The 24,651-nt window shown below is 64.2% G+C and carries 23 protein-coding genes and 1 riboswitch; of the genes, 8 read left to right on the plus strand and 15 right to left on the minus strand.

Annotation, left to right across the window (positions count from 1 at the left end; genetic code table 11):
• The first annotated feature begins 2 nt into the window (after nucleotides 1-2).
• Nucleotides 3-710 (plus strand): DUF3313 domain-containing protein, encoded by a 708-nt coding sequence (locus UB48_RS22930; RefSeq protein WP_045201239.1) that lies wholly within the window; start codon nucleotides 3-5, stop codon nucleotides 708-710.
• Here UB48_RS22930 and UB48_RS22935 read toward each other — a convergent pair.
• Nucleotides 682-2,511 (minus strand): SLC13 family permease, encoded by a 1,830-nt coding sequence (locus UB48_RS22935; RefSeq protein ID WP_045201240.1) that lies wholly within the window; start codon nucleotides 2,509-2,511, stop codon nucleotides 682-684. The genes UB48_RS22930 and UB48_RS22935 overlap by 29 nt on opposite strands.
• 139 nt (nucleotides 2,512-2,650) lie before the next feature.
• Between UB48_RS22935 and UB48_RS22940 the strand changes: the two genes are divergently transcribed.
• Complete coding sequence (locus UB48_RS22940) at nucleotides 2,651-3,049, plus strand: hypothetical protein (RefSeq protein ID WP_045201241.1); 399 nt, start codon at nucleotides 2,651-2,653, stop codon at nucleotides 3,047-3,049.
• 1 nt (nucleotide 3,050) lies between these two features.
• Here UB48_RS22940 and UB48_RS22945 read toward each other — a convergent pair whose 3' ends face one another.
• Nucleotides 3,051-3,470: an RDD family protein gene (locus UB48_RS22945; protein ID WP_045201242.1), complete on the minus strand. Its 420-nt coding sequence runs from the start codon at nucleotides 3,468-3,470 to the stop codon at nucleotides 3,051-3,053.
• A gap of 199 nt (nucleotides 3,471-3,669) precedes the next feature.
• Between UB48_RS22945 and UB48_RS22950 the strand changes: the two genes are divergently transcribed.
• From UB48_RS22950 to UB48_RS22960, 3 genes are read left to right on the plus strand one after another with little or no spacing between them, the layout of a single operon-like run.
• The gene (locus UB48_RS22950; RefSeq protein WP_045201243.1) at nucleotides 3,670-4,860 is read left to right on the plus strand and encodes an FAD/NAD(P)-binding oxidoreductase; all 1,191 of its coding nucleotides are present in this window, start codon (nucleotides 3,670-3,672) and stop codon (nucleotides 4,858-4,860) included.
• A gap of 26 nt (nucleotides 4,861-4,886) precedes the next feature.
• A complete protein-coding gene (locus UB48_RS22955) occupies nucleotides 4,887-5,249 on the plus strand; it encodes a DUF1641 domain-containing protein (protein WP_045201244.1) in 363 nt (120 codons plus the stop codon).
• A 26-nt stretch (nucleotides 5,250-5,275) separates the two neighbouring features.
• On the plus strand, nucleotides 5,276-6,100 hold the full coding sequence (locus UB48_RS22960) for a methyltransferase domain-containing protein (RefSeq protein ID WP_045201245.1): 825 nt from the start codon (nucleotides 5,276-5,278) through the stop codon (nucleotides 6,098-6,100).
• A gap of 12 nt (nucleotides 6,101-6,112) precedes the next feature.
• Here the strand turns inward: UB48_RS22960 and UB48_RS22965 are convergent, their stop codons facing one another.
• Nucleotides 6,113-6,319 (minus strand): YceK/YidQ family lipoprotein, encoded by a 207-nt coding sequence (locus tag UB48_RS22965; RefSeq protein WP_052676556.1) that lies wholly within the window; start codon nucleotides 6,317-6,319, stop codon nucleotides 6,113-6,115.
• Between the two features lie 168 nt (nucleotides 6,320-6,487).
• On the opposite strand from UB48_RS22965, the gene UB48_RS22970 reads away from it, so the two are divergent.
• Nucleotides 6,488-6,838 (plus strand): DUF2322 family protein, encoded by a 351-nt coding sequence (locus tag UB48_RS22970; RefSeq protein WP_045201247.1) that lies wholly within the window; start codon nucleotides 6,488-6,490, stop codon nucleotides 6,836-6,838.
• Between the two features lie 6 nt (nucleotides 6,839-6,844).
• Here UB48_RS22970 and UB48_RS22975 read toward each other — a convergent pair whose 3' ends face one another.
• From UB48_RS22975 to UB48_RS23005, 7 genes are all read right to left on the minus strand, one after another.
• Complete coding sequence (locus UB48_RS22975; protein WP_045201248.1) at nucleotides 6,845-7,534, minus strand: YoaK family protein; 690 nt, start codon at nucleotides 7,532-7,534, stop codon at nucleotides 6,845-6,847.
• Nucleotides 7,535-7,565: 31 nt separating this feature from the next.
• A complete protein-coding gene (locus UB48_RS22980) occupies nucleotides 7,566-8,648 on the minus strand; it encodes a helix-turn-helix transcriptional regulator (RefSeq protein ID WP_045201249.1) in 1,083 nt (360 codons plus the stop codon).
• Between the two features lie 138 nt (nucleotides 8,649-8,786).
• Entirely contained in the window at nucleotides 8,787-9,758 is a 972-nt protein-coding gene (locus UB48_RS22985; protein ID WP_045201250.1) for a PDR/VanB family oxidoreductase, read from the minus strand.
• Nucleotides 9,759-9,815: 57 nt separating this feature from the next.
• Complete coding sequence (locus tag UB48_RS22990) at nucleotides 9,816-11,264, minus strand: NAD-dependent succinate-semialdehyde dehydrogenase (protein ID WP_045201251.1); 1,449 nt, start codon at nucleotides 11,262-11,264, stop codon at nucleotides 9,816-9,818.
• A 51-nt stretch (nucleotides 11,265-11,315) separates the two neighbouring features.
• Entirely contained in the window at nucleotides 11,316-12,437 is a 1,122-nt protein-coding gene (locus UB48_RS22995) for an aromatic ring-hydroxylating dioxygenase subunit alpha (protein ID WP_045201252.1), read from the minus strand.
• A gap of 170 nt (nucleotides 12,438-12,607) precedes the next feature.
• Nucleotides 12,608-14,206 carry a BCCT family transporter gene (locus tag UB48_RS23000; protein WP_052676557.1) on the minus strand — a complete coding sequence of 533 codons (1,599 nt, stop codon included), beginning with the start codon at nucleotides 14,204-14,206 and terminating at the stop codon, nucleotides 12,608-12,610.
• A 196-nt stretch (nucleotides 14,207-14,402) separates the two neighbouring features.
• Entirely contained in the window at nucleotides 14,403-15,494 is a 1,092-nt protein-coding gene (locus UB48_RS23005) for a tartrate dehydrogenase (RefSeq protein ID WP_045201254.1), read from the minus strand.
• A gap of 99 nt (nucleotides 15,495-15,593) precedes the next feature.
• Between UB48_RS23005 and UB48_RS23010 the strand changes: the two genes are divergently transcribed.
• Nucleotides 15,594-16,505: a LysR substrate-binding domain-containing protein gene (locus UB48_RS23010; protein WP_045201255.1), complete on the plus strand. Its 912-nt coding sequence runs from the start codon at nucleotides 15,594-15,596 to the stop codon at nucleotides 16,503-16,505.
• A 60-nt stretch (nucleotides 16,506-16,565) separates the two neighbouring features.
• On the opposite strand, the gene UB48_RS23015 is transcribed toward UB48_RS23010, so the two are convergent.
• The 4 genes from UB48_RS23015 to lpxO all read right to left on the minus strand — a co-directional run bounded on the left by UB48_RS23015 (nucleotide 16,566) and on the right by lpxO (nucleotide 21,255).
• Nucleotides 16,566-18,707, minus strand: a complete 2,142-nt coding sequence (locus tag UB48_RS23015; RefSeq protein ID WP_045201256.1) for a TonB-dependent siderophore receptor — start codon at nucleotides 18,705-18,707, stop codon at nucleotides 16,566-16,568.
• Nucleotides 18,708-18,815: 108 nt separating this feature from the next.
• Nucleotides 18,816-19,022, minus strand: a riboswitch (cobalamin riboswitch).
• A gap of 172 nt (nucleotides 19,023-19,194) precedes the next feature.
• On the minus strand, nucleotides 19,195-19,752 hold the full coding sequence (locus tag UB48_RS23020) for a GNAT family N-acetyltransferase (protein ID WP_045201257.1): 558 nt from the start codon (nucleotides 19,750-19,752) through the stop codon (nucleotides 19,195-19,197).
• 93 nt (nucleotides 19,753-19,845) lie between these two features.
• A complete protein-coding gene (locus UB48_RS23025) occupies nucleotides 19,846-20,190 on the minus strand; it encodes a carboxymuconolactone decarboxylase family protein (RefSeq protein WP_045201258.1) in 345 nt (114 codons plus the stop codon).
• A 165-nt stretch (nucleotides 20,191-20,355) separates the two neighbouring features.
• A complete protein-coding gene (gene lpxO, locus UB48_RS23030) occupies nucleotides 20,356-21,255 on the minus strand; it encodes a lipid A hydroxylase LpxO (protein WP_045201333.1) in 900 nt (299 codons plus the stop codon).
• A gap of 245 nt (nucleotides 21,256-21,500) precedes the next feature.
• Here lpxO and thpR point away from each other — a divergent pair, with 245 nt between their 5' ends.
• Complete coding sequence (gene thpR, locus UB48_RS23035; RefSeq protein ID WP_045201259.1) at nucleotides 21,501-22,040, plus strand: RNA 2',3'-cyclic phosphodiesterase; 540 nt, start codon at nucleotides 21,501-21,503, stop codon at nucleotides 22,038-22,040.
• A gap of 90 nt (nucleotides 22,041-22,130) precedes the next feature.
• Here the strand turns inward: thpR and UB48_RS23040 are convergent, their stop codons facing one another.
• The gene (locus UB48_RS23040; RefSeq protein ID WP_045201260.1) at nucleotides 22,131-24,581 is read right to left on the minus strand and encodes a TonB-dependent receptor; all 2,451 of its coding nucleotides are present in this window, start codon (nucleotides 24,579-24,581) and stop codon (nucleotides 22,131-22,133) included.
• Nucleotides 24,582-24,651: the final 70 nt, after the last annotated feature.

Genomic DNA, 24,651 nt, shown 5'->3' on the forward strand with positions numbered 1-24,651 from the left:
GCATGCGCAAGCAATTGATCGTACCGCTGTTGAGCGCCTCGCTGCTGCTGGCCGGTTGCAGCCAGAACAAGGTCAGCCCCAAGGAGTACTCGGGTTTTCTGCGTAACTACGACCAGCTGAGCGAACACAAGACCGCCGCCGGTGATACCGTGCTGCGCTGGGTCAGCCCCAAGCTGCGCATGGAGCGCTACAGCCAGGTGTACATTGCCCCGAGCCAGTTCTACCCCAAGCCTGAAGCCAGCCAACGCATCCCCGCGACCACCCTGACGGCGGTCACCGGCTATTACGACGCGGCGCTCAAGCGCGAGCTGGGCAAGGTCCTGAAGCTGGTCTCGGAGCCCGGTCCGCACACCTTGATCATCCGCCCGGCGATCACCTCGGTGGGCGCCCATACCCAGGCGCTGCACTACTATGAATACCTGCCGGTGACCCTGGTGGCCGCCGGAGTCAGCAGCGCCGTCGGTATTCGCGATCTGGACAGCGTGATCGCCACCGAAGCAGCGTTCCTCGACGGCGGCAGCCGCGCGGTGGTTGCCGAGGTGGTGCGCAAGGGCACCGGCCTGCCGCTGGAGAACGACGATCAGGTGATGACCGCCGACAACCTCAAGGTGGTCCTTGATGGCTGGGCGCGGGACTGGCGCCAGGCCGCCGAAACCCTCCAGGCGCAGAAGCGCGGCGCCGTCACAGGGCAAACAGCCAAGGCACCATGATCACGCTGACCACCATAACCAGCAGGGTGAACGGTACCCCGATCTTGACGAAATCGCCGAAGCGATACTGGCCGGGGCCGAGCACCAGAGTGTTGACCGGTGATGACACCGGGGTCATGAACGCCGCCGAGGCGGCCAGGGCGACGATCATCGCGAAGGGGTAGGGCGAGGCACCCAGTTGCTCGGCGGTGGTCACCGCCACCGGCGCCATCAGCACCGCGGTGGCGGTGTTGGAGATGAACAGGCCGATGATCGCGGTGATGGCGAACAGGCTGGCGAGGATCACATAGGGCCCGGCGCTGCCGAGCATCTGCACCAGGCCGTGCACGGCCAGGGCGATGCCGCCGGTTTTCTGCAGGGCCAGGGCGAACGGCAGCATGCCGACGATCAGCACCAGGCTCTGCCAGTGGATGGCGCGGTAGGCGCTGTTCATGTCGATGCAGCGCCCGGCGCCCATCAGCAGGCAGCCAATCAGCGCGGCAATCACATTGGGCACCACGCCGCTGACCATCAGCCCGACCATCACCGCCAGGCTGATCAGCGCATAGGGCGCGCGGTTGCCGGCCGGGGCGACGTTGTCGATTTCCGCTGGCAGGCTCAGTACCAGGAAGTCCCGCGGCTGGGTCTGCAACTGGCGAATGGCTTTCCAGGTGCCGATCACCAGCAGGGTATCGCCGAGCTTGAGTTTTTCTTCCACCAGTTGATCTTCGATGGCGTTCTGGTCGCGGCGCAGGCCCACCACGTTGAGGCCCCAGCGGCTGCGGAAGGTCAGCTCCAGCAGGCTCTTGCCGATCAATTGCGAGCCGGGCGGCACCGCCACTTCGGCCATGCCCACTTCCTGGGACTGGTCGATGAAGTAGGCGGCCTTGAAGTGCAGCGGCTCCAGTTGCATGCTCTGGCACAGGCTGCGCAGGTCGTCCTTGGGCGCGAACAGGTCGAGCAGCAACACGTCGCCTTCGTGCACCGTGGTGCTCGAATCGGGGCTGAGCACGCGGGTGGTGAACTTGTGCTGGCGCTCGATGCCGACCACGCTGGCGCCGTGTTCGGTGCGCAGTTTCAGTTCGCTCAGGCTGTGGCCGATCAAGGGCGAACCGGGGCGCACGCGCAGGCGCCGTTCGCGGCCGGCGAGCTTGTAGTCGATGATCAGGTCGAGTAGGGTGCGGCGGGTTTGCGCGCTGCCGTCCTTGCGCACTTCGCCGCCCAGCCAGTGGCGGGTCAGGAGCATGTAGCCAACCCCCAGCAACAGCACCACCAGGCCGAACGGGGTAAAGCTGAAGAAGCTGAAACCGCTTTCGCCATGGCGCACCAGTTCACTGTGCACCACCACGTTGGGCGGGGTTGCCACCAGGCTGAGCATGCCGCTGATCAAGCCGGCGAAGGCCAGCGGCATCATCAGCCGGCTGGGCGAGACCTGCATGCGCGCGGCAATGCTCAACACCACCGGAATGAAAATCGCCACCACCCCGGTGGAGCTCATCACCGAGCCCAGGCCGGCGACGCAGACCATCAGCAAGACAATCAGCCGCGCTTCGCTGTTGCCGGCGCGGTCGGCCATCCACTCGCCGATGCGGTAGGCGATGCCGGTGCGCACCAGGCCTTCACCGATCACGAACAGGGCGGCGATCAGCACCACGTTGGGGTCGCTGAAACCGGCCAGGGCCTCCTGCACGCTGATGATGCCCAGCAGCGGCAGGGCGACGATCACCAGCAGGGCGACCACGTCCATGCGTGGCCGGTTGGCGATGAACAGGGCCACGGCGCTGAACAGCAGGCCGAGTACCCAGAGCAGATCGTGGTTCATGCAGTCATCCTGATACCTGAAGGCTGCAAGTCTGGCAGAAAATCAGCGCCAGTTCGTTGATGTGCTGCAGCGTGCGGGGCATTGCCGCGGATCGGTGGTAGAGTGGCCGCCGATTTTTGCTCATTCAAGGAAGAACGTTTTGGACCACAACACCAGCAACTGGAAGGGCACCGCCGTGGCCCTGGGTTTCATTGGCTGCATCACGCTGATCGGCTACATCATCAACTACACCTCGACGATCAATGTCTTTCTGATCTGGGATTTCAAGGCCTACTCCTACATCGCCATCTGCTTCAGCCTGGTGGCCCTGGCGTTGCTGGGCACGTTTTTGCTCAATCACCACAACATCGACACCAACGTCTTCGGCGGCCTGCTGGTGTTGGCGATAGCGGGTATCTCGCAGATGATCTTCGGCGTCGAGCCCTCGGTGATCATGTGCCTGGCCGGGCTGTACGTGGCGGGGGTGATAGGGCTGATGAACGGCATGGCCAACAAGCGTGAAGTCGAAGAAGACGAGGACGCCGACGAGGCTTTGTAAGTTAGCCGGTGCCTGCCTGCTGGCGCAGCACCCTGAGGTCGCGGCTGTCGATCACATAGGTGCGCGCCAGCCAGTCGCCGGGCCGCTGGCAATGGCGCGACTCGGCGCACAGCCAGATGACGATCAGGCCAAAGGCGGCCTCGAACGGCCGGGTGATGCCGCGCACCAGCGCCTGCAACAGGTTCGGCGGCTGGCCGGCGCGGTTGATCACCGTCAGCCCCAGCAGCAGCTTGCCCGGGGTTCGCCCGCGCATCAGGTATTCAAATACCGGGAAGTACAGCAGCTGCATCAGCAGCATGCCGTCTTCGCCACGGCCATAGCCGAGCACGGCCAGCACAAACCAGGCGCCAAGGGCGAGCAGGGTATCGAGCAGCCAGGCGCCGATGCGGCGGATGATCAGGGTGGTGCGGGAGACGTGCATGGTGATGGCGCTGATCCTTGCGAGGTGGGGCGATGGTCGCATTCCTGGGGCTTTAACGCACGGCCTGGATTGGCAGCAACCCCCTGATGCGCTCGCAATTCTTGCACCAATGGATTAACACTTATAGCCAAGGAGTATTTGCTTATTGTCGCCGGTGCTTTAACCATGTGGATTGGATCCACAGCAGGGATGCGACTCAATGGCCAGGCATATTGTCATTGTGGGTGGCGGCGTCGGCGGCACGATGCTGGCCAATCAACTGGTAAGCAAGCTCTACCCGGAAGTGCTCAGCGAGCAGGTGCGCGTGACCCTGCTGTCCAATTCCCCCGATCACTACTACAAGCCCGCGTTCATGTACGTGGCCTTCAACCAGTTCTTCGAGAACGAGCTCAAGCGCCCGCAGCGCTCGTTGCTGCGCCCGGAAATCGACTTCCAGGTGCAGGAAGTCACCCACTTCGATTTCGCCGGGCAGGCCCTGCACACCCGCTCAGGCAAGCGCTACGGCTATGACTTTCTGGTGATCGCCACTGGCTGCGTGCCCGCCCCGGAGCGTATCGAGGGCCTGCAGGAGGCCGGTGACCACTTCTACCAGTACGAGCCGGCGCGGCAACTGGCGCGGCGCCTGGCGAGCATCGAGAAGGGGCGGATTTTCATCACCGTGTCGTTTCCGCAAACCCCCAACGTGCCGCACCAATGCGGCATCGCTCCGGTGGAAACCACCCTGATGCTCGACGACTACCTGCGCCAGCGCGGGGTGCGCGACAAGGTCGAGATCATCTACACCTACCCGAGCACCGCGCAGCTGCTGCGCAATTGCCTGTTCTTGCAGCGGCCCACCGGCGAGATCCTGCCGGGCATTTTCGAGCAGAAGAACATCCGCTTCCAGCGCGGCTTCACCCTCAGCAAGGTCGACCCCGAACAGCGCATTGCCTACTCCGAAGAGGGCGACGCGCAGCCGTTCGACATTCTCATGGCCACGCCGCCAATCCGCGCGGTGGATGCTGTGTTGCACAGCGGCGCCTCGCGCGCGCCGAACAACGAAGGCTGGCTGCCGACCAACCACGAAACCCTGCAGGTCTATGGCCTGGACGGCGTGTATGTGATCGGCGACAGCGTCGACCTGCCGATCAGCAAGGCCGGCGGCGCCTGCCATAACCAGGCACCGATAATCGCCAACAACATCGCCGGCGAAATCCGCCTGGGCAGCACCTGCGCGGTGTACGACGGCAAGGTCCAGGCTGCGGCGCAGATGGGCCTGGGGATGGGCATGCCGCTGTGCTACGACTACCTTCACGACGTGCTGCCGACGCCGCCGACCAAGCTTGGCAGCCTGTTGCGCAATGGATTCAACCGCGGCCTGTACTGGGCCGTGGCCCGTGGAATGCTTTGACCCGACAACGGGAGGAGCCGAGTGTCATGGATGCTATCGATTCACCCGCCGTAGTGAGCGCCAACCCGGGCCTGGACGCCCTGGTGCGCAAACTCCAGCCGCTGCTCGACAGCGGCCGCCTGGACAACGTCGTCGACCTGCTGTCACTGAGCGCCGACCTCGTCGACCTGCTCGATGCGGCCATGGTCGAGAAACTCTCGGGGCTGTTCGAGGAGGCCACGGCCCTGAGCTGGAACCTGGGCAATGCCTTGCGCATGGCCTCGGCGCAAACCCGCAACCAACCCACCCCCAGCCTGTATGGCCTGCTGTTGCTGCTACGAGACCCGCACACCCGTCGAGGGCTTGCCCTGGTACTCAGAGTATTGAATGTCATTGGACGACAGGATTGATCGCACGGAGCTAGAGGACCACCGTCATGCTCGAACAGCGTAAACGCACCACCGCACCCGGCGCCAACAGCGCCTGGGACCCCAAAAGCTACCTGCAGTTTGCCCGCCTGCGCGAACGCCCGGTGCTGGAATTGCTCGACCACCTGCACCTGGACTCACCCGAATGCATCTATGACCTGGGCTGCGGCACCGGCATCGCCACGCGCCTGCTCGCCGAGCGCTGGCCACGGGCCGAGCTGTTCGGCGTCGACAGTTCGGTCGAGATGCTCCAGGAGGCGCTGGCACTGCCGATCAGCGTCAACTGGCTGCATGTCGATGTCAGCCAGTGGCAGGCGCAAAAACCGGCCAACCTGCTGTTCGCTGCCGCCGTGCTGCACTTTATCGAAGACCACGAAAGCCTGTTGCCGCGCCTGCTCGGGCAGTTGCAGGCGGGCGGCTGCCTGGCGGCGCACATGCCCAACTGGCGCGATGCGCCCTGGTACCAGTTGATGCTGCGCGCCCTCAGCGAGCCCGGGCCCAGTGGCCGGCCGTTAGGGACTCTGGAGCTGCGCAAGTTCATGGCCGCGCGCAATGTGCTGACGCTGGACAGCTACTACCGCTTGCTGGCGCCGCTGACCCGCGAGCTGGACATCTGGGAGACCGAGCACCTGCAGGTGGTCGAGGGCAATTCGCCGATCTTCGACTGGGTCAAGGTTTCGGCCCTGCGCCCGGTGCTCACTGCCCTGGACGAGGTCGAACGCCAGGCCTTTCTCGACAAGTACCTGAAGCTGTTGCACGCGCACTACCCGCAGGAGGACGACGGCCGCACGCTGTTCCCGTTCAAGCGCACCTTTATTGTCGCCACCCTGTGAATTTGCCCGGCATCAGCGCCGGGCGATGTCGTAGGGCAGCAGCACCACGTCCAGGGTCACGTCCACCGGCAGCGAGACGATAAAGGCCGCCGGGCAGACCAGGGTTGGCCAGCAGTACTGCAGGTAGGTCGGGGCGAACAGCATCGCCACATTCGAGCGGCTGCCCATGAAGGCGCCATCGGAGGGGCGCTCGGAGTAGTAGCCCGAGCCCCGGCCCATGATCGAGCCGCAGGCAGAGAGGGCGAGGGTGCTGCTGAGCAGCAGGCAGGCGAGGGTTCTGATGGTGCGCTTCCTTGGCAGATGAAACCGCGGCTTTATGCACGCGGGTTGTCTCTTTGACGCCCGGGCAATGCTACAGTCACGTCTTTTTTCTGACGAGGATGAGTCATGCGGGTAGTAATGGCGATGGTCGCTGCAGCGTTGTTGGCCGGGTGTGCGTCATCGGCCATGGAGGCGGCGCGCGGCCAGGCGCCGACCAAGGCCTTCACCTCGACCAAGGCGGCGGATGTGGTTGCCCAGTGCATCCAGTTCGGCTGGCAGGACGAGGACGTCTTCGGGGTCGATGCCAGCGGCTACCTCGAGCCTGGCAAGCAAGGCGGCTTCACCGTCTACACCCGCGAGGCGGAGTCCTTTGCCGACATCAAGGCCCAGGGCGCCAGCACTGCGGTCAGTTACTACGCCAAGCACAACGACAACGTCGCCCTGCGGCGCATGGCGGCCCTGGCCACCTGCCTGTAAAGCGGCCTAGCGCGGCATGTACCTGAGCTGCCAGCGCCGCGGGATCTTCAGCGAGATCAAGCCCAGCGCGGCGGCCAGCAGGGCGCTGAACAGCAGTGCGGCCAGATCGAAGGCCTGCTCCAGCAGCACCCCGAGCACGGCGCCGACGAACATCCCGGTCCACGGAATCAACTGCACCCGCCAGCCTTGCCGGCGCTCGCCCAGCAGCGCCCGGCCCAGGCCCCGGCCAAAGCGCGAGAGCGCGCCGGTGACATAGGTGAGGCCGATCGGCAGGCCGTTCACCTCTTCAACCACCGCGTTGATCATGCCCATGGCGGTGACGGCCGAGACCAGTGCCGGCAGTTGCAGGGTGCTGGGCAATAGTGCCGCCAACCCCAGCAGCGCGGCGATGATCAGCAGCAGCGGGCACGGGCGGCGGCCGCTCAGGCGCGCGATTACCACGCCCAGGGCATTGCCGACGACAAAGGCCAGCAGCACCGCGCCAATGCGCAGGATCGGCGCCAGCTCACCGGCACCCAGCGATACCGCCAGGCGCGTGGTGTTGCCGCTCATGAACGAGACGAAATCGCCGGTGGCCATGAAGCCGATGGCGTCGGTCATGCCGGCCAGCACCGACAGCGCGGCGACAAAATACAAGCCGACCCTGCCGCGCAGGCGCGCGACCCGGGCAGAAGTGGAGGTGGAACCTGGCAGCATCCTTGGCGCTCCCGATAAGCGATGAGTGGGCTTAGGGTTTTTCTGTCAGCCGTGCTTCGAGCCCGGCGATATGCGCCTGCAGGCGCTCGTGCTCGCAGCGCTCGGCGCTGATGTCCTCGAACACGCTGATCAGGTGCTCCGGCGCACCGTCCTGGCGGCGCTGCAGCGAGGTGCGCGCGCGCACCCAGAGGTACTCGCCGTTCTTGCGGCGCACGCGTTTTTCCACCTCGTAGCGCTCGCTCTGGCCCGCGAGCATGGCCTGCAGCAACTGCAGGTTGGCGGCCAGGTCATCGGGGTGGGTGATCTGCTGGAAGGTCATGCCGTAGAGTTCTTCGGCGCGGTAGCCGAGCAGCTCGCAGAGGCTGTTGTTGACCCGCTGCCAGCTGCCGTCGGGGTCGATGTAGGCGAGGGCGCCCCAGGCCAGTTCGAAGATCGCCCGGAAGCGCTCTTCACTGTTGCGCAGTTCTTCTTCGGCGACCTTGCGCTCGGTGTTGTCCATGCTGATGCCGACCATCTTCACCGAACGCCCGGCACTGTCGCGCAGCACCGTGGCCCGGGAAGCAATCCAGCGCACCTCGCCGTCGGGGCGGGTGATGCGAAAATCGCATTCGCAGCCACTGCCGTCGGCCACCGCCTGGGCGTACATGGCCTGCATGTGCTCGACGTCTTCGGCCGGCAGGTGGGCCCAGAAGTCTTCGTTGCGATGCACCGGCCAGCCATAGACCTGCTCGACGTTGGGCGAGTAGGTGACTTCGTCGCTGATCAGGTTCCACTCCCAGGTGACGATGCGCGCACCTTCCTGGGCCAGCTTCATGCGCGTTTCGCTTTCCATGATCTGGGCGGTGTAGCGCCGGCGCAGGTCGGTCATCGGCAGCTCGACCACCTGCGGCTGCTGGATGTTCTGCAGGGCTTCTTCGCCGTAGCGCAGCCAGATCCAGTTGACCTTGAGAAAATCGGCCAGCTTGCGCAGGTTGTCGTAGTCGATTTCGCCGCCGCGGGTCCACTTGTGTACCGCCGTGCGCGAGATCCCCAGGGCCGTGCCGACGGCTTGCAACGTCAGCTTGTGATGCTCGAGCAGTTCCTTGAGGCGAAAGGCGAAACTGTTTTCCATCATCGGCAGGGTGTCCTGATCGGGGGCCAAGAGCCTGCCAGTATACCTGTGGGGCAGCTTCAAGCTTCAAGCTTCGAGCTGCAAGAGGAGCCTGAGCGTACCTGTCTTGCAGCTTGAGGCTTGAAACTTGGAGCTTGATGCCTACAGATCCAGCACCAAGCGCGCCGAGCGGGCCCGCGAGACACAGAGCATCATGCTCTGCTGCGCGGCCTTTTCGTCATCGCTCAGGTATTGGTCAAAGTGCTCGGCCTCGCCTTCAAGGATCGCTGTCTCGCAGGTGCCGCACACGCCTTCGCGGCACAGGCATTCGACCTTGGCGGCCTTGGACTTCTCGATGGCCTGGAGGATGGTCATGCCTTCCTCGACCTGCAGCTCGGTGCCGGAACGGGCCAGCACCACGGTGAAGGCGGCGCCGGTCACCGGGGCGGCGGCGAACTGCTCCCAGTGCACGCGCTGCTCGCCGATGCCGGCCTTGGCGGCGGTGGCGATCACCGCATCGATCAGCGGCTTGGGCCCGCACACATACAGGTGGGCATCGTCAGCCAGGCCGGCGCACAGCGCGGCGAGGTCGAGCTTGCGCTCGAGGCTGTCGATGTAGAAACGGGTGTTGCCGGCATGCGGACCGCTTTCCAGCTGCTGCTGGAAAGCACCGTGCTCCGGGGCGCGGAAGGCGTAGTGCAGCTCGTAGTCGACGCCGCCACCTTCCAGCTCGTGCAACTGGGCCAGGAACGGCGTGATGCCGATGCCGCCGGCAATCAGCACATGGCGCCCGGCGCTGGGGTCGAGGGCGAACAGGTTGTTCGGCGAGGAGATGGTCAGGCGGCTGCCGACCTGCACCTGCTGGTGCATGAACGCCGAACCGCCCTTGGACTGCTCTTCAAGGCGCACGCCGATCTGGTAGCTGCGGGTGTCGCGCGGATCGCTCATCAGCGAATAGGCGTTGCTGAACTGGCTGCCATCGGCGCCCTGCATCTGCACGATGACATGGCTGCCGCCGGTGAAGGCGGGCATCGGCGCGCCGTCTTCGCGGGCCAGGGTGAAGCGCTTGATCAGCGGCGTTGCCTGTTCGACTTCGGTTACCTGCACGCTGAACATTTCATACTTGTTGGCCATGTTTCACCTCGACTGCAACAGCACGCGGCAGGCCCTGCCGCGTGTCGGAACCTGTGCTCAGACCGCCAGGCACAGGTATTTGATTTCCAGATAATCCTCGATGCCGTACTTGGAGCCTTCACGGCCCAGGCCCGATTGCTTGATGCCACCGAACGGCGCGACCTCGTTGGAGATCAGCCCGGTGTTGACCCCGACCATGCCGTACTCCAGCTGCTCGGCAACCTTGAACACCCGGGCGATATCGCGGCTGTAGAAGTAGGCGGCGAGGCCGTACTGGGTGGCGTTGGCCAGGGCAATGACCTGCTCGTCGCTGCTAAAGCGCACCAGCGCCGCCACCGGGCCGAAGATTTCTTCTTCGAGCAGCTCCATGCCCGGGCCAATATTGGCCAGCACGGTGGGTTCGAAGAAGTTGCCGCCCAGGGCATGGGCCTTGCCGCCGAGCACCAGCTCGGCGCCTTTGCCGAGCGCGTCGTCGATCAGACTGCGCACCTTGGCCACCGCCTTGTCGCTGATCAGCGGGCCGATCTGGCTGCCGGCGGCGCTGCCATGGCCGACTTCCAGGGCGCGTACGCGTTCGACGAAGCGCTGGGCAAACTGCTCATACACGCTGTCGTGCACGTAGAAACGGTTGACGCACACGCAGGTCTGCCCGGCGTTGCGGTACTTGGCGACGATGGCGCCTTCGACCGCCGCGTCGATGTCGGCATCGGCGAAGACAATGAACGGCGCGTTGCCGCCCAGTTCCAGGCTGACTTTCTTGATGGTCTCGGCGCACTGGCCCATCAGCAGGCGGCCGATTGGCGTGGAGCCGGTGAAGCTCAGCTTGCGCACGCTCGGGTGGCCGGTGAACTGCGCGCCAATCGCCGGGGCATCGCCGGTGACCACGCTGAATACCCCGGCCGGTACCCCGGCGCGCTCGGCAAGCTCGGCCAGGGCCAGGGCGCAGAACGGTGTTTCGTTGGCCGGTTTGACCACCATGGTGCAGCCGGCGGCCAGGGCCGGGGCGACCTTGCGGGTGATCATCGCCGCCGGGAAGTTCCACGGGGTGATGGCGGTGCACACGCCGATGCCTTGCTTGATCACCAGCAGGCGTTTGTCGTTGGCGGGGCTGGGGATCACGTCGCCATAGACGCGCTTGCCTTCTTCGGCGAACCATTCGACGAAGGAGGCGGCGTAGCGGATTTCACCCAGGGCTTCGTGCAGCGGCTTGCCCTGTTCGAAGGTCATCAGCCGGGCGAGGTCCTGTTCGTGTTCGAGCAGCAGCTCGAACCAGCGGCGCAGCACCTGGGCGCGTTCCTTGGCGGTGCGCCCGCGCCAGTCGGCCAGGGCCGCTTCGGCGGCTTCGATGGCGCGCACCGCTTCGTTGCCGGCCATCAGCGGCACGCTGCCGAGCAGCTCGCCGGTGGCCGGGTCGGTTACTGGCAGGCTGCGCCGGTCATCGGCGTCGCACCAGCGCCCGGCAATGTAGGCCTGCTGGCGGAACAGCTTGTTGTCATTGAGTTTCACGCAAGGCACTCCGAAGCGCGCCGCAGGCGGTCAGGCCTGCGGCGGGCGGTATCAGTCGTTGAGGTGGGCGACGGCGATCAGGTTGTGGAAGTGAGCAATGCCGTGCTCGCTCATGCCGCTGCGCTCGCGGTCGGCCATGATCCGGCCCTGGCCACGATAGCCGCGAGACTTGAGGCCTTTCTGCACGCTCTCGACCAGGCGCAGGTCTTCGGGGCGGAACACTTCGCGGTACCAGTCGATGAGCTTTTGCTGCTCTTCGCTGATGTCCTTGTTGAGGAAATAGATGTCGTAGTGCTGCAGGGTGGTTTCGGCATCGACCGGGAACTCGTAGATCACGGTCATGAAGTTGGCGCCTGGCGGCACGTTGAACATGGTGCACGGCCAGGCCCAGAAACCTGCGAAGGAGGGGTCCTTGACGCTTTCGTCGAACTTGAACGACTGCTCCGAAGGTTTCGCCAGGCCGTACTGCAGGGTCCAGTTGCCATGCATGCTGTGGCTGTACTGGCCGACGTCGACCGAGTCGGAGAAGCCCGGGTGGGCCGGGGCGCAGTGGTAGCACTCGAGGTAGTTGTCGACGATCGACTTCCAGTTGGCCGGGGTGTCGCTGACAAAGCGCGCGGCCAGGTGCAGGTCGTCGATCACGCCGCAGGCTTCACGCATGCGCGCTTGCAGGCCGGGCAGCTGGTCTTCGACCGAACCCGCTTGCATGTCCATGTTGATGAAGATGAAGCCTGCGTATTCTTCGACGCGCAGCTGCACCAGGGTCGAGTTCTCTTTGTCGAAGTTGACCACGTTGTCGCAGTTGCGCGCGTGGGCCAGGTCGCCGTCGAGCTTGAAGGTCCAGGCGTGGTACGGGCAGGTGATGACGTTCTTGGCCTTGCCGCTGCCGCTGAGCAACTGGTGGCCACGGTGCGGGCAGACGTTGTAGAAGGCGCGCAGGATGCTGTCGCGACCGCGCACGACGATGATGCTTTCGCCGATCACTTCACGGGTGATGTAGGCGTTGTTCTCGGCCACTTCACTGCGGTGGCCGACGCAGATCCAGCTGCGGGCGAAGATGTTTTCTTTCTCGTGCTCGAACACCGCGGCCTGGGTGTAGAAGCTCGCTGGGATGGTGAACGCCTCTTCGGCGTTGGCGCAGAAATCGGCGGGCAGGCGTTTGAAGTCATTCATGATAGGGGTCTCACAAGCACGGTTTTTAGTTATTGGTTAACGCGTATCTATCAGTTAACAAATCAGGCAAAAAAATGTACTGCTGTTGTAGGAGCGGGCTTGCGCCGCGATTAGGCCTGCAATGGCTCAGATCGCTATCGCGGGGCAAGCCCGCTCCCACAGGTGTGTGATCAGTGCACGGCGGCGGCGCTGCGCGGGGCTTTTTGCGCCGGTTCTTCACCGGCCATGCGCGCCGCTTCTTCCTCGATGCGGTAGGCCGGGACCTGGCCGTAGTCTTCGATCATCCATTTGAAGAAGCCGTAGATCTTCACCAGCAGGATCACCATGAACGGGATGGCGGTGAGCACCACGGCGGTCTTCATGGTCGACAACGAGGCCTTGGCGAACAGCATGGCCAGCGGCACCAGGGTCAGCACCACGCACCAGAACAGGCGGTGGGTCGGCGTCGGGTCGTCGCCTTCACGCAGGTTGCGGGTGCTGGTGGCGGCCACGGCATAGGCGGCGGCGTCCATGTGCGAGGCGCAGAAGATCGCCATGATGAACAGGTACACGCCCAGGAACACCTGGCCCCACGGCAAGGCCAGCAGCAGATGGGTCACCGCCGATTCGCCGCCTTGTTCGCTGAGCATCTTCGGCACGTCGACGGCGCCAGTGATGAACTGGTGCATGCTGTAGCTTTCCAGCGCACCGAAGAAGAACCAGCAACCGAAGCTGCCACCGAGCAGCAGGGCCATGACCACTTCCTTGATTTGCCGGCCGCGCGATACGCGGGTCACGAACATGGCCACGCCTGGCGCGTAGGACACCCACCAGAGCCAGTAGAACACCGTCCAGTTGCGGGTAAAGGCACCATCGCCGGCCGGGTCGGTGAACAGGCTCATGTGCACGTAGTTCTGGATCATCAGGCCAATCGAGTTGGCGGTGTTGTTGATGGTGAACTGGGTCGGGCCGACCAGCAGCACCACCAGGGCAAACACCAGGGCGCCGATACAGACCATCTTGCTCAGGCGCTGCAGGCCGCCATCGATACCGATGTAGGAGCTGAGCGAGAACATCACCGCCACCGCACCGATCACCAGCAGTTGCACGGTGAAGGTGTCCGGGGTGCCAGCCAGGTCATGCAGGCCGCGGGTCAGGGTCGAGGCGGTGAGCGCCAGCGACACGGTCAGTGCGCCCATCATGGTCAGCAAAAAGATCAGGTCGACGCTGCGCCCGACCGGGCCGGTGGCCTTGAAGCCGGTCACCGCTTCAACGATCGAGGCCAGGTTCAGGCCGCTCTTCTTGCGTACATGAAAGTGATAGGCCATGGCCAGCGAGGCCAGGGCATAGATCGACCAGGCGCTGACGCCCCAGTGGAAGAACGAGTAGCTGATGCTGTACTCGAGCGCCTTGGGGGTAGCGGCGGCGATGTTCAGGCCCGGGGTCTGGTAGTAGTAGGCCCATTCCATCACGCCCCAGTACAGGGTCGAGGAACCCATGCCGGCGCAGATGAACATGAACACCCAGGTGGCGGTGGCGTACTCGGGTTTGCCACTGCCCAGGCGGATGTTGCCGTACTTGCTGAAGGCCAGGTACAGCACCGCCAGCGAGCTGCCGAACACCAGCACCTGGACACTGGTGCCGAAGGTCCGGGTCGACAGTTCGAACAACTGGTTGGCCGCGTGCTCGGCTTCGCCCGGGAAGGCTGCAAGGCCGATGACAGTGAGCAGCACGGCAATCAAACTCACGGTAATCAGGAACACATCTATCTTTTTATTTTTGTGCGACATCATCGTCTCCTGGACGTTGGCGTTCTTAGCTATACCCGGCAGGCACTCCGGGGTGTTGCGGCAGCACTCCCTGCTTCTATGTTAACTAATGGTTAACGTGAATCTTTTGGTTAACAGATTCTGCAGATAATCCGCTTCACCCGCAAGAGCCAAGGGGCCGTTTTGTCAGACAATTCTGACAATCGGCCCCTGGTCCTCAACCTTCGATCAGCGCGCTGATGGCTTCGCCGACTTGCTGGGTCGACTTCTGCCCGCCCATGTCGCGGGTGGTGTCGCCGGCGGCAATGACCTGCTCGATGGCCTTGAGGATGTCGTCGTGGGCGGCGCGGTAGCGCGGGTCGGCGCCGTCGTTGCCAAGGAACTCGAGCATCAGCGCGCCCGACCAGATCATCGCGATCGGGTTGGCGATGTTCTTGCCGTAGATGTCCGGGGCCGAACCGTGCACCGGCTCGAACAGCGACGGGAATTTGCGCTCGGGGTTGAGGTTGGCCGATGGCGCGATGCCGATGGTGCCGGCGCAGGCCGGGCCGAGGTCGGAGAGGATGTCGCCGAACAGGTTCGAGGCCACCACCACATCGAAGCGATCCGGCTGCAGCACGAAGCGGGCGCAGAGGATATCAATGTGCTGCTTGTCCCAGGTGATGTCCGGATAATTGGCAGCCATGGCTGCGGTGCGCTCGTCCCAGTAGGGCATGCTCACGGCCATGCCGTTGGACTTGGTCGCCGAGGTCACGTGCTTGCGCTCGCGGGTTTGTGCCACCTCGAAGGCGTACTTGAGGATACGGTCGACACCACGGCGGGTGAACACCGACTCCTGCAGCACGAACTCGTTGTCAGTGCCTTCGAACATGCGCCCGCCCAGGGACGAGTATTCGCCTTCGGTGTTCTCGCGGATCACCACGAAATCGATATCGCCCGGCTCACGGCCAGCCAGCGGGCAGGGCACGCCAGGGAACAGGCGCACCGGGCGGATGTTCACGTACTGGTCGAAGTCGCGGCGAAACTTCAGCAGCGAGCCCCACAGCGAGATGTGGTCCGGGACTTTGTCGGGCCAGCCCACTGCACCGAAATACAGGGCGTCGAAATCCTTGAGCTGCTCGAACCAGTCGTCCGGCATCATCTTGCCGTGAGCCAGGTAGTAGTCGCAGCTCGCCCATTCGAAGAACTCGAAGCTGATGTCCAGGCCATGCTTGCGCGCGGCGGCTTCGACCACGCGGATGCCTTCGGGGAGGACTTCGTTGCCGATGCCGTCACCGGGAATTGCGGCGATTCTGAAAGTCTTGCTCATGAGGGGCGCACTCGTTGTCTAGGGAACAGGTGCGGCTCATGCTATAAGGGCAGGATTCAGAGATAATCTCGTGATTCATGGATTCTTAGTGCACGCATCGTGAATAATCTTCCCAGCCTCGACGACCTCAATATCTTCCTTCAGGTGGCCAAGCGCGCCAGCTTCGCGGCGGTGGCCGAAGAGCTCGGCATGTCGGCCGCGTTCATCAGCAAGCGCATCCGCGTGCTTGAGCAAACCCTTGAAGTGCGCCTGCTGCACCGCACCACCCGGCGGGTGACAGTGAGCGAGGAGGGCGAGCGGGTGTACCAGTGGGCGCAGCAGATTTTCGATGCGGTGCAGCGCATGGGCGACGACATCAGCGCCCAGCACCGCGAGCCGGTGGGCCAACTGCGGATTGCCAGCAGCCTGGGCCTGGGCCGGCGCTTCGTTGCCCCGGCGCTGTCGGAGCTGGCCGAGCGCTACCCGCGCCTGGATGTACGCCTGGACGTGCATGACCGCCTGGTGGACCTGATCGAAGAGGGCGTCGACCTGGACATCCGCGTCGGCAACGCCATCGCCCCCAACCTGATTGCCAAGCCGCTGGCCCGAAACCGCCGGGTGCTGTGTGCCTCGCCGGCCTACCTGGCCCGGCGCGGCACGCCCGGGGTGCTGGCCGAGCTGGCCAGCCATGATTGCCTGGTGATCAAGGAGCGCGACCACCCGTTTGGTGTCTGGCAGCTGCAAGGGCCCAATGGCGAGGAGAGCGTGCGGGTGACCGGCAGCCTGTCAAGCAACCACGGCGAAGTGGCGCACCAGTGGTGCCTGGATGGCCGCGGGATTTTGCTGCGCTCGTGGTGGGATGTGCACGACAGCCTGGCCGACGGGCGCCTGGTGCAGGTGCTGGCGGAGTATCACCAGCCGGCGGACATCTGGGCGGTGTACACCTCGCCCTTGGCCAGCTCGGCCAAGGTGCGGGTGGCGGTGGAGTTTTTTCGCCAGTACTTTGCCGAGCGTTATAGCTTGCCGGATTAGCGGTGCACGCCCGCTCCCACAGCCTGTGTAGGAGCGGGCTTGCCCCGCGATGGCCTCACCTCAGAACGTGTAATCCAGCGTCGCAAAATACGACCGCGGCTGCCCCATCAACCACTGCTCGCCGCTATGCGCGGTGGCCGCATAACGCCGGTCCAGCAGGTTATTCAACTGCAAGCCCAGGCGCACATCCGGCAGCACCTGCCAGCCCAGGTTGGCATCGACCACGGTAAAGCCCGGCACGCTCTGGGAGTTGGCGGTGTTGGCATAGCGCTCATCGACATAACGCAGGCCCAGGCCGGCATCGACGTCGTCGCCAAAGCCCTTGCTGACCCACAGGTTGGCGGTGCGCCGTGGCACGTTGCTTGGGCGGTTGCCGGCGCGGGAAACGCTCTGGCCGTTCACTACCTGGTCGAAGTCGTCGTATTTGGCGCGTACCACCGAGGCGTTGGCCGAAACCTGCCACTGGTTGGCCAGGGCCAGTTCCAGGGTCGCTTCCAGGCCATCGGAGGTCTGCTGGCCGGCCTGTTCTTTCTGGTGGGTGTCGGGGTTGTCGACCAGCAGCTTCTTCTTGACGATGTGATAGGCCGCCAGGGTCCACTCGCCACGGCCGTCCCAGAACAGCTGCTTGAGGCCGAACTCGGTCTGCTTGGCTTCGGTCAGGTCGAACTGCTGCTGGGTCGGGCTCAGGGTCACCAGGTCGCTGACGCCATCCTCGCTGGTGGAGTACTGGCCGTACAGGCTCAGTTGCTCATTCACCGCGAACACCAGGCCGGCGCGCCAGTTACCGCCATTGAGGCTGCGGTCGCTGCGGGTGTCGTTGACCAGGTTGTTGCGGTCAATGTGGTTCTGGTCGCGACGAATGCCGGTGACCAGCGACCAGCGCTCCGACAACTGGGTGCGGTTCTCGGCGAACAGGGCGAAGGTGCGGGTGGTGCTGTCGGTTTGCGCGCGGGTCGGGCTGGCGCTGTGGAAGTAGCCCGGCGCCGGCTGCCACGGGTCGATGAAATCGCCGCCGATATCGTTGTACGGCGAGTTGCTGTCGATGCCGAAACGAATGCGGTTGTACTCGGCGCCGACCACGGTCTTGCTGGCCAGGCCAAACAGCGAGTGGTCGAAGGTGAAGCTCTGGCGATCGCCGAGCTGTTCCTGGTCGTGCTTGATCTCCAGGTAGCTGCCACGCTCAAGCTGGCCAACGCCGCTGTTCCAGCTGTAGTCCTCGGCGTTGCGCCAGTGCCGGCGGCTTTTGAGGTAGTAGAGCTGGTTGCTGGCGCTGATCGAGTCGCTGATGGTCCAGTCGGTGTTAAAGCGCGTCCACTCGTCGTGGTAGTGCTGGGCCGAATCCTTGAGGTTGTAGTTCTTCTTGCTCAGGCTGTCGCGGTAGTGGCCGTCGATCAGCGGCGTGCCGAAGTAGTTCATCGGCTCGGCGTCGCCGCGCTCGTGGGCCAGGGTGAAGCTCAGGTCGTCGCTGGCGTCGAAGCGCAGGGCGGCGCTCATGGCCAGGTTCTTCGAGTCGCCACGGTCGATCCAGCCGTTGCTTTGCTGGCGGTTGAGGGTCATCCGGTAGCTCAGCCGCTCGCTCAGCGAACCGCCGCTGTCCAGGCCCAGTTGCTGGCGGTCGTACGAGCCGTAGCCCAGGCGCAGGTGGTTGCGGATCTCGCCGGCAAAGGGCTTTTTCGGGATCACGTTGATCACCGCACCCGTGGCGCCTTCGCCATACAGCACCGAGGCCGGGCCGCGGATCACGTCGATGCGCTCGATCATCCACGGGTCGACCGGAAAGCTCTGGGTGCCGGCGCCGGTGTACATCCGCGCGCCGTCGAACAGGGTCATCACCGAACCGTGGCCACTGAAGCCACGGGCCGACAGCGCCGTGTTGCCGTTGCCCGGGGTGGCCACCGAGGTGATGCCCGGCGAGCGCGTCACGGCATCCTGCACGGTGAGGTTGTTGCGCCCGTCGATGGCCTCGCTGCCCAGGCTGCTGGTGCTGGCCGGGGTGTCCATGGCGCTGAGGTTCAGGCGCGAGCCGGCGGGCAGCGGGGTGGCCAGGCTGACGGATTGGTTGTCGCTGCTGCTGGTGATGGCCGTCGAGGGCAGGGCCAGCGCAGAGGGGCTGGGGTCATCGGCGAAAGCTGGCGCAGAGAAGGCCAGGCAGGGGGCCAGGGCATTGGCCGCCAGGGTGTGAAGCTTGGAAGTACGGGACATGTCGTTCCACAGTCAACAGGAAGAATGAATCCCGGAGGGAACAACGCATGGAGGCATGGCGCACGCGCAGGCGGACGCCAACCGGCCTGCGCCCGCCCACCGCGGGGTTGCCAAACAGAAGCTTCAGGCCGGTCTCCGGGCTTGCGAGGGTCATGAAGGCCTTCACCTTCCCATGCCAAGGCACAGTGGTGTTTCGAAGGCTTCGCTCGCTTACCGTTGCGGGGGCAGCGCCGGACTAGTCATTTGCATGACGCACCGGCTTCCCGTTTCACCCTGCGCACGGCGGCGCAGGACACCTGAAACTGGCGCGCATCTGAACACCGAAAACCTTTGCAGTCAACGGCTTGCGTATCTGAACAGATCAGTTTTTGGGTGGCGCTTCTAGGTCAACAGCATCGCCGGCAAGCCGGCTGCCACAGGGTTCGGTGTGCACCGTAGCTGTGGGAGCTGGCTTGCCAGCGATGAGTCCAGCTCAGACAGCGACGTCTCAACGCCCGCGCTTGCGCGACACCACCGCCTCGATGTTCTTGCGCCCGATCAGCATTGGCTGCTTCGGCTCCTCAAGCCACTTGTACATCACCAGGCTGTCCACCAGCCCCAGGCGCGCATGCCGGTAGGCGTTGGGCAAGCGCCCGACGATGGCAAAGCCGAGCTTCTGCCACAAGGCCACCGCCACCTCGTTGCTGGACACCACCGAGTTGAACTGCATGGCCAGGAAACCCAGTTGCCGCGCCAGGCGCTGCGAGTGTTCGCACATCAAGCGCGCCACGCCGCGGCCACGGGCGGCGTCGCAGACCATGTAGCCGCAATTGCTGACATGGTTGCCGGGGCCGGCGGCATTGGCCTTGAGAAAGTAGGAACCGAGCAGCACGCCATCTTCTTCGGCCACCAGGGTCTGCAACGGTGCGTCGAGCCACAGCTGGCGGGCTTGCTCCTGGCTCATGGCCGGGTCGAAGGCGTAGGTTTCGCGGGCGCTGACAATGGCCTGGAAGGTCGGCCAGAAGAGCTCGAAGTCAGCGGCGGTCATGGGGCGGATGTGAATCATGGGGGTGTCCTGGAAACGGTTCGCCCGCTAGCTTATGCGAAAACGCCAGGAAGTGGGTGAGGCGCGGCGCAGGCCGCGCACTCAGGGTCGGCCTTACTGCCCGGCCTTGCCCACGGCATCCAGTGCCCGCGCCGAGTACACCAGCGCCGCCCCGGCGTTCATGGCCACGGCCACGCCCAGGGCTTCGGCGATTTCCTCGCGGCTCGCGCCGTGCTTGACCGCCTGGGCCGAATGCACGGCGATGCAGCCGTCGCAGCGGGTGGTGACCGCCACGGCCAGCGAGATCAGCTCGCGGGTCTTGGCATCCAGGTGGTTGGTCTTGGCCCCGGCGCCACTGGCGGTCATGTAGCCGTTGACCGTGTCGGGAGAGAGTTGCTTGAGATCGCCGATGCCGGCCATCAACTGCTTACGGTAGGCATCCCAGTCCATCATGCTCATTGTCTTCACCTTGGTGTGGTTGGCAACTAGAACAGTGAAGCTAGTTTTTTTGCCGGCGGGGCGCCGTTGGTCGATGGTCGGGGAAAGGCAGGACTTTGGCAGGGGTGCCATCGCTGGCAAGCCCGCTCCTACAAGGAGCTGGCTTGCCAGCGACAGCGGTCTGAATCAGATGTAGATGAACACCAGCACCAAGGCCGCCACCACTGCCCATTTCTCCAGGTAGTAGCGGGTGCGGTTGCGTTTTTTCAGGGCCTTGCCGCGTTCGCGGATCTTGTAGATGCGGGTGAACAGGCGGTTGATGCCGCCGGTTTTGTCGCCGGCATCGTTCGGCGCCGCGGCGGCTGCCATCACGTTCTTGCTGAACCAGCGGTTGAACGCCGTGGCCCAGCGGTACTTGAGCGGGCGCTCGACGTCGCAGAAGAGGATGATGCGGTTGTGCTCGGTCTGGTTCGAGGCGTAGTGGATGTAGGTCTCGTCGAAAATCACCCCTTCACCATCGCGCCAGGCGTAGTTCTGGCCATCGACGCAGATGTAGCAGCCGTCGTCATTGGGCGTATCCAGGCCCAGGTGATAGCGATACGAGCCGGCATAGGGGTCGCGGTGGCGCACCAGCTTGGAGCCCGGCGGCAGGGTGGCGAACATCGCCGCCTTGACCGTGCCGATGCCCTGCAGCAGCTCGGTGGTGCGCGGGCACAGCTTCATTGCCGAAGGGTGGCTCTCGCCGTACCACTTCAGGTAGAAGCGCTTCCAGCCGCTTTTAAAGAACGAGTTGAAGCCGACGTCGTCGTAGTTCTGCGAACTCTTGATTTCGCCGACGTGCAGCAGCTGCTGGGCTTCGGCGCGAATTTCCTGCCAGTTGTCCTGCAGCGGCTTGAGCTCGGGGAATGACTCGACCGGCAGGTACGGTTTGGCCGGCAGCTTGGAGAACAGGTACAGAAAGACGTTGACCGGGGCCAGGAAGCTTGAGTGATCACCCAACTGGCGGGTGACTTTGTGCCTGACTTTGCCTCTGAAATGAACGTAGGCAATCGAGAAAACAAACAGTAAAACGAAGAAGATTTTCATGGGCGGATACTTGTCGATGTGGCGATGCGCCATGGCATAAGCCGGCCAGCATAAACAATCGTGATCACGGTTTGTAGTAATTGTTACCGGTTATGTGTCCGACCATAGTGCTAGGCGCAAGTGTTTGCGTGAACGATTCAGCGGGTGGCTAACGCAGATAAGTTCGTGAGAATTCCAGTCCTCGCCGCCATGGCGTAACTGGCGGTAGAGTCTCAACAGTCCCAAAACGCACAGGATGACGAGGCATGGACCCAGGCAATGGCGATACCGGTGAGCCGTTCAAGCGGCTGTTTTTTGCCCTCGATTGCGCACCGCAACAGCGCCGGGCGATTGCCCGCTGGCGCAGCGAGCTGGAACTGAAAAGCGCACGACCGGTGCCGTCGGCGAACTTTCACCTGACGTTGATGTTCGTCGGTGCGGCGGGCACTGCGCAGTTACCGGCGATTCTGGCCGGCGCAGCGGGCGTGAAGGTGGCGGGCGAACCCCTGACAGTGGTGCTCGACCGTTTGCAGGTGTGGCGCCCGGCCAAGGCGCTGGTGCTGGTGCCCAGCCAGACGCCGGCGGCGTTGCGCCAGCTGGCGTATGCCCTGCAGCAGGCGATGCTGGCGCTGGGTTTTACCGAGGACCCACGGGACTACCGCCCGCACCTGACACTGGCCCGCGACTACCGTGGCAGTGAGCCCGAAGCGCTGGTGCCGGCAGAATTTATCCTGCGCGCGCGGCACTTCAGCTTGTTCGAATCGCGCAAGGGGCAGTACTGGCCGCTGGCGCAGTGGCCGTTGTAGCGCTGTTGCCTGATTGATGCCCGCTCCCACAGAGATCACCTCAAACCTGTAGGAGCGGGCTTGACCCGCGATAGGGCCAGCACTGACAACCTAGAACTGCGGCGTGTACTTCACGCTGAAGGTGAAGTTGCGCGGGTCGCCGAAGTTGTTGTTGCCGTTGAGCTGGTTGTAGGCAGCGATGTAGTAGTGCTTGTCGAACAGGTTGTTGGCGTTCAGCGCCAGGCCCACTTCCGGCGTCAGCTGGTACGCCAGACGCGCGTTCCACACGGCGTAGCCGGGCACGTCGTAGGTGTGCTCGTAGCCCAGGGTATGGGTTTGCGCGGTAAAGCCCAGACCGGCGCTGGCCTTGCTCCAGTCACCCGGCAGCTGGTAGTTACCCCACATGCGCAACATGTGCTTGGGCGTCCAGGTGCTGAACACCTTGCCCTTGTTGTCCGGGTCGTCGAGGTAGGTGGTGGTGTTGTAGGTGTAGCCGGCAAACAGCTGCAGGCCGCTGAGCACTTCGCCACTGACTTCGGCCTCGATACCCTGGCTGCGCACTTTGCCGGCGGCGGTGGAGCAATACCAGTCATCGCAGGCAAAGCCTGAGGCAACGTCGGTGATCGCGCGGTTTTCCTGGTCGTAGCGGAACACCGCCAGCGAGGTGTTGACGCGGCCATCGAGCAGTTCGCCCTTGATGCCCATTTCATAGTTGCTGCCAATGATCGGCTTGAGCGCCGCGCCGCCGACTGCACGTTCGGTCTGGGGTACGAAGACGTCGGTGTAGCTGGCATACAGCGACCATTCGCGGCTCAGGTCGTAGATGATGCCGGCGTACGGGGTAACCTCGCCGCTTTCGGTCATGGTGCTGGTCGGGTTGACAGAGACGACACCGGTGCCGCCAAAGTAGTCGCTCGCATCATAGCGGTAGTCGAACCAGCTGACCCGCGAACCGAGTACCAGGGTCAACGGCTCTGCCAGCTTGACCCGCCAGGCGCCATACAGGCCTTTCTGGCGAATGTCGTAGGCGCCGGTCAGGCCCCGCCCGGTGCGTTGTGCCAGCAGGCTTTCGGTGCTGATTTCCGGGCGATGATGGTCGATACCGAAGATGCTGTCGCTGGTGGGATTGAAGGCGCGGGCAAAGCGGTCATCGGTGGTCAGTTTCGAGTAGTTGCCGCCCAGGGTCAGTTCCTGCTCGAAGTTGAAGGCGTCGAACTTGCCCACCAGGTTCATGTCGACACCGACCTTGGTGGAGTCGAAATCGGTGATCCAGTCGGCATAGGTGAGGCCGCTGCCGTCAAGGTTGATGCCGTCGCCGGTGCTTTGTACCCGCTGGTGGGTCGATTTGTTGGTCTCGCTCATGCGAATGGCGCCAACGTGGAATTTCCAGTCGTCGTTGAAGCGGTGCTCGAGGTCGGCGTACAGGGTGGTGACGTCGATCTCCAGGTGGTTCCAGCGCGAGCCGGTGAAGGTCGAGCGCGATACATCCAGACCGCTGCCATCGACATAGCGCGGCAGGCCGCGCAGCATCGGCCGCGACTCGGCATTGGACTGGCTGATCGCCAGGCCCAGGGTGGTGGCCTCGTTCAGGTCAAAGTCCAGCGCGCCGTACAGCGAGTGGGTCTTGCTCCATTCGTAGTCGACGAACGAATCGCTCTGGTCCTCGTCGGCAACGAAGCGCCCGCGCACGGTGCCGGCATCGTTCAACGGGCCGCCGGCGTCCAGTTGCAGGCCGTAGTGGTCCCAGCTGCCGGCCTTGCCGGTGACGGTCACGGTGGGCGCAGCCTGGCCGCGCTTGCGCACCAGGTTGACGGCGCCGCCCGGGCTGCCGGTGCCTTGCAGCAGGCCGGAGGAGCCGCGCAGTACTTCCATGCGGTCGAAGAAGATCAGGTCCTGGGTCGCCCAGTTGCCCAGCGAATAGTTGTTGCGCGGGATCGCCACGCCGTCGTATTGCCAGTCGTCGATCTGAAAACCGCGCGAGGTAATGATCAGGCCCGGGCCCACGCCCTGCAGGCCGACCAGGCCGGTGGTCTGGTTGACCGCGTCCTTGAGGTCGACGATGTTCTGGTCGTCCATCTGCTGGCGGGTCATGACCGTGACCGACTGCGGAATTTCCCGCAGGGTATGGCTGCCCTTGCCAATGGTCGTGGCCCGCGCCGCATAGGAGCCGGTGCCCTCGGTGGTGGCCGGGTCCAGACCGCTGCCGATACCGTTGATATTGGTCGCACCCAGCTCCAGGGCGTTGCCGGCGTCGATGCTCGGCAGCACGCTGAAGTTGCCCTGTTCGGTGACCAGCAACTGCAGGCCGCTGCCGGCCAGGGCCTTTTGCATGGCCTGCACGGCGCTCATCCGGCCGACGATCGCCGGTGCCTGCTTGCCTTGTACCAGCGCCGGGTCCAGGGACACGATGCGCCCGCTCTGGCTGGCGATGGCATTGACGGTGCTGGCCAGGGCGGCGGCGGGCAGGTTGAAGCTCAGGGCCTGTTCCTGGGCCTGGGCGGCGCTGGCCAGCGTGGCCAGGGCCACGGCGACAGGAAGGGCGTGGGACCAAGGGTTGAGCACGGAATTCTCCTGATTATGTTGGCGTGTCAGGAGATAGGTGCAATGAGAAATGAAAACCGGACACAAATAC

This window comes from Pseudomonas sp. 2(2015) (assembly GCF_000955865.1).
Classification (GTDB): domain Bacteria; phylum Pseudomonadota; class Gammaproteobacteria; order Pseudomonadales; family Pseudomonadaceae; genus Aquipseudomonas.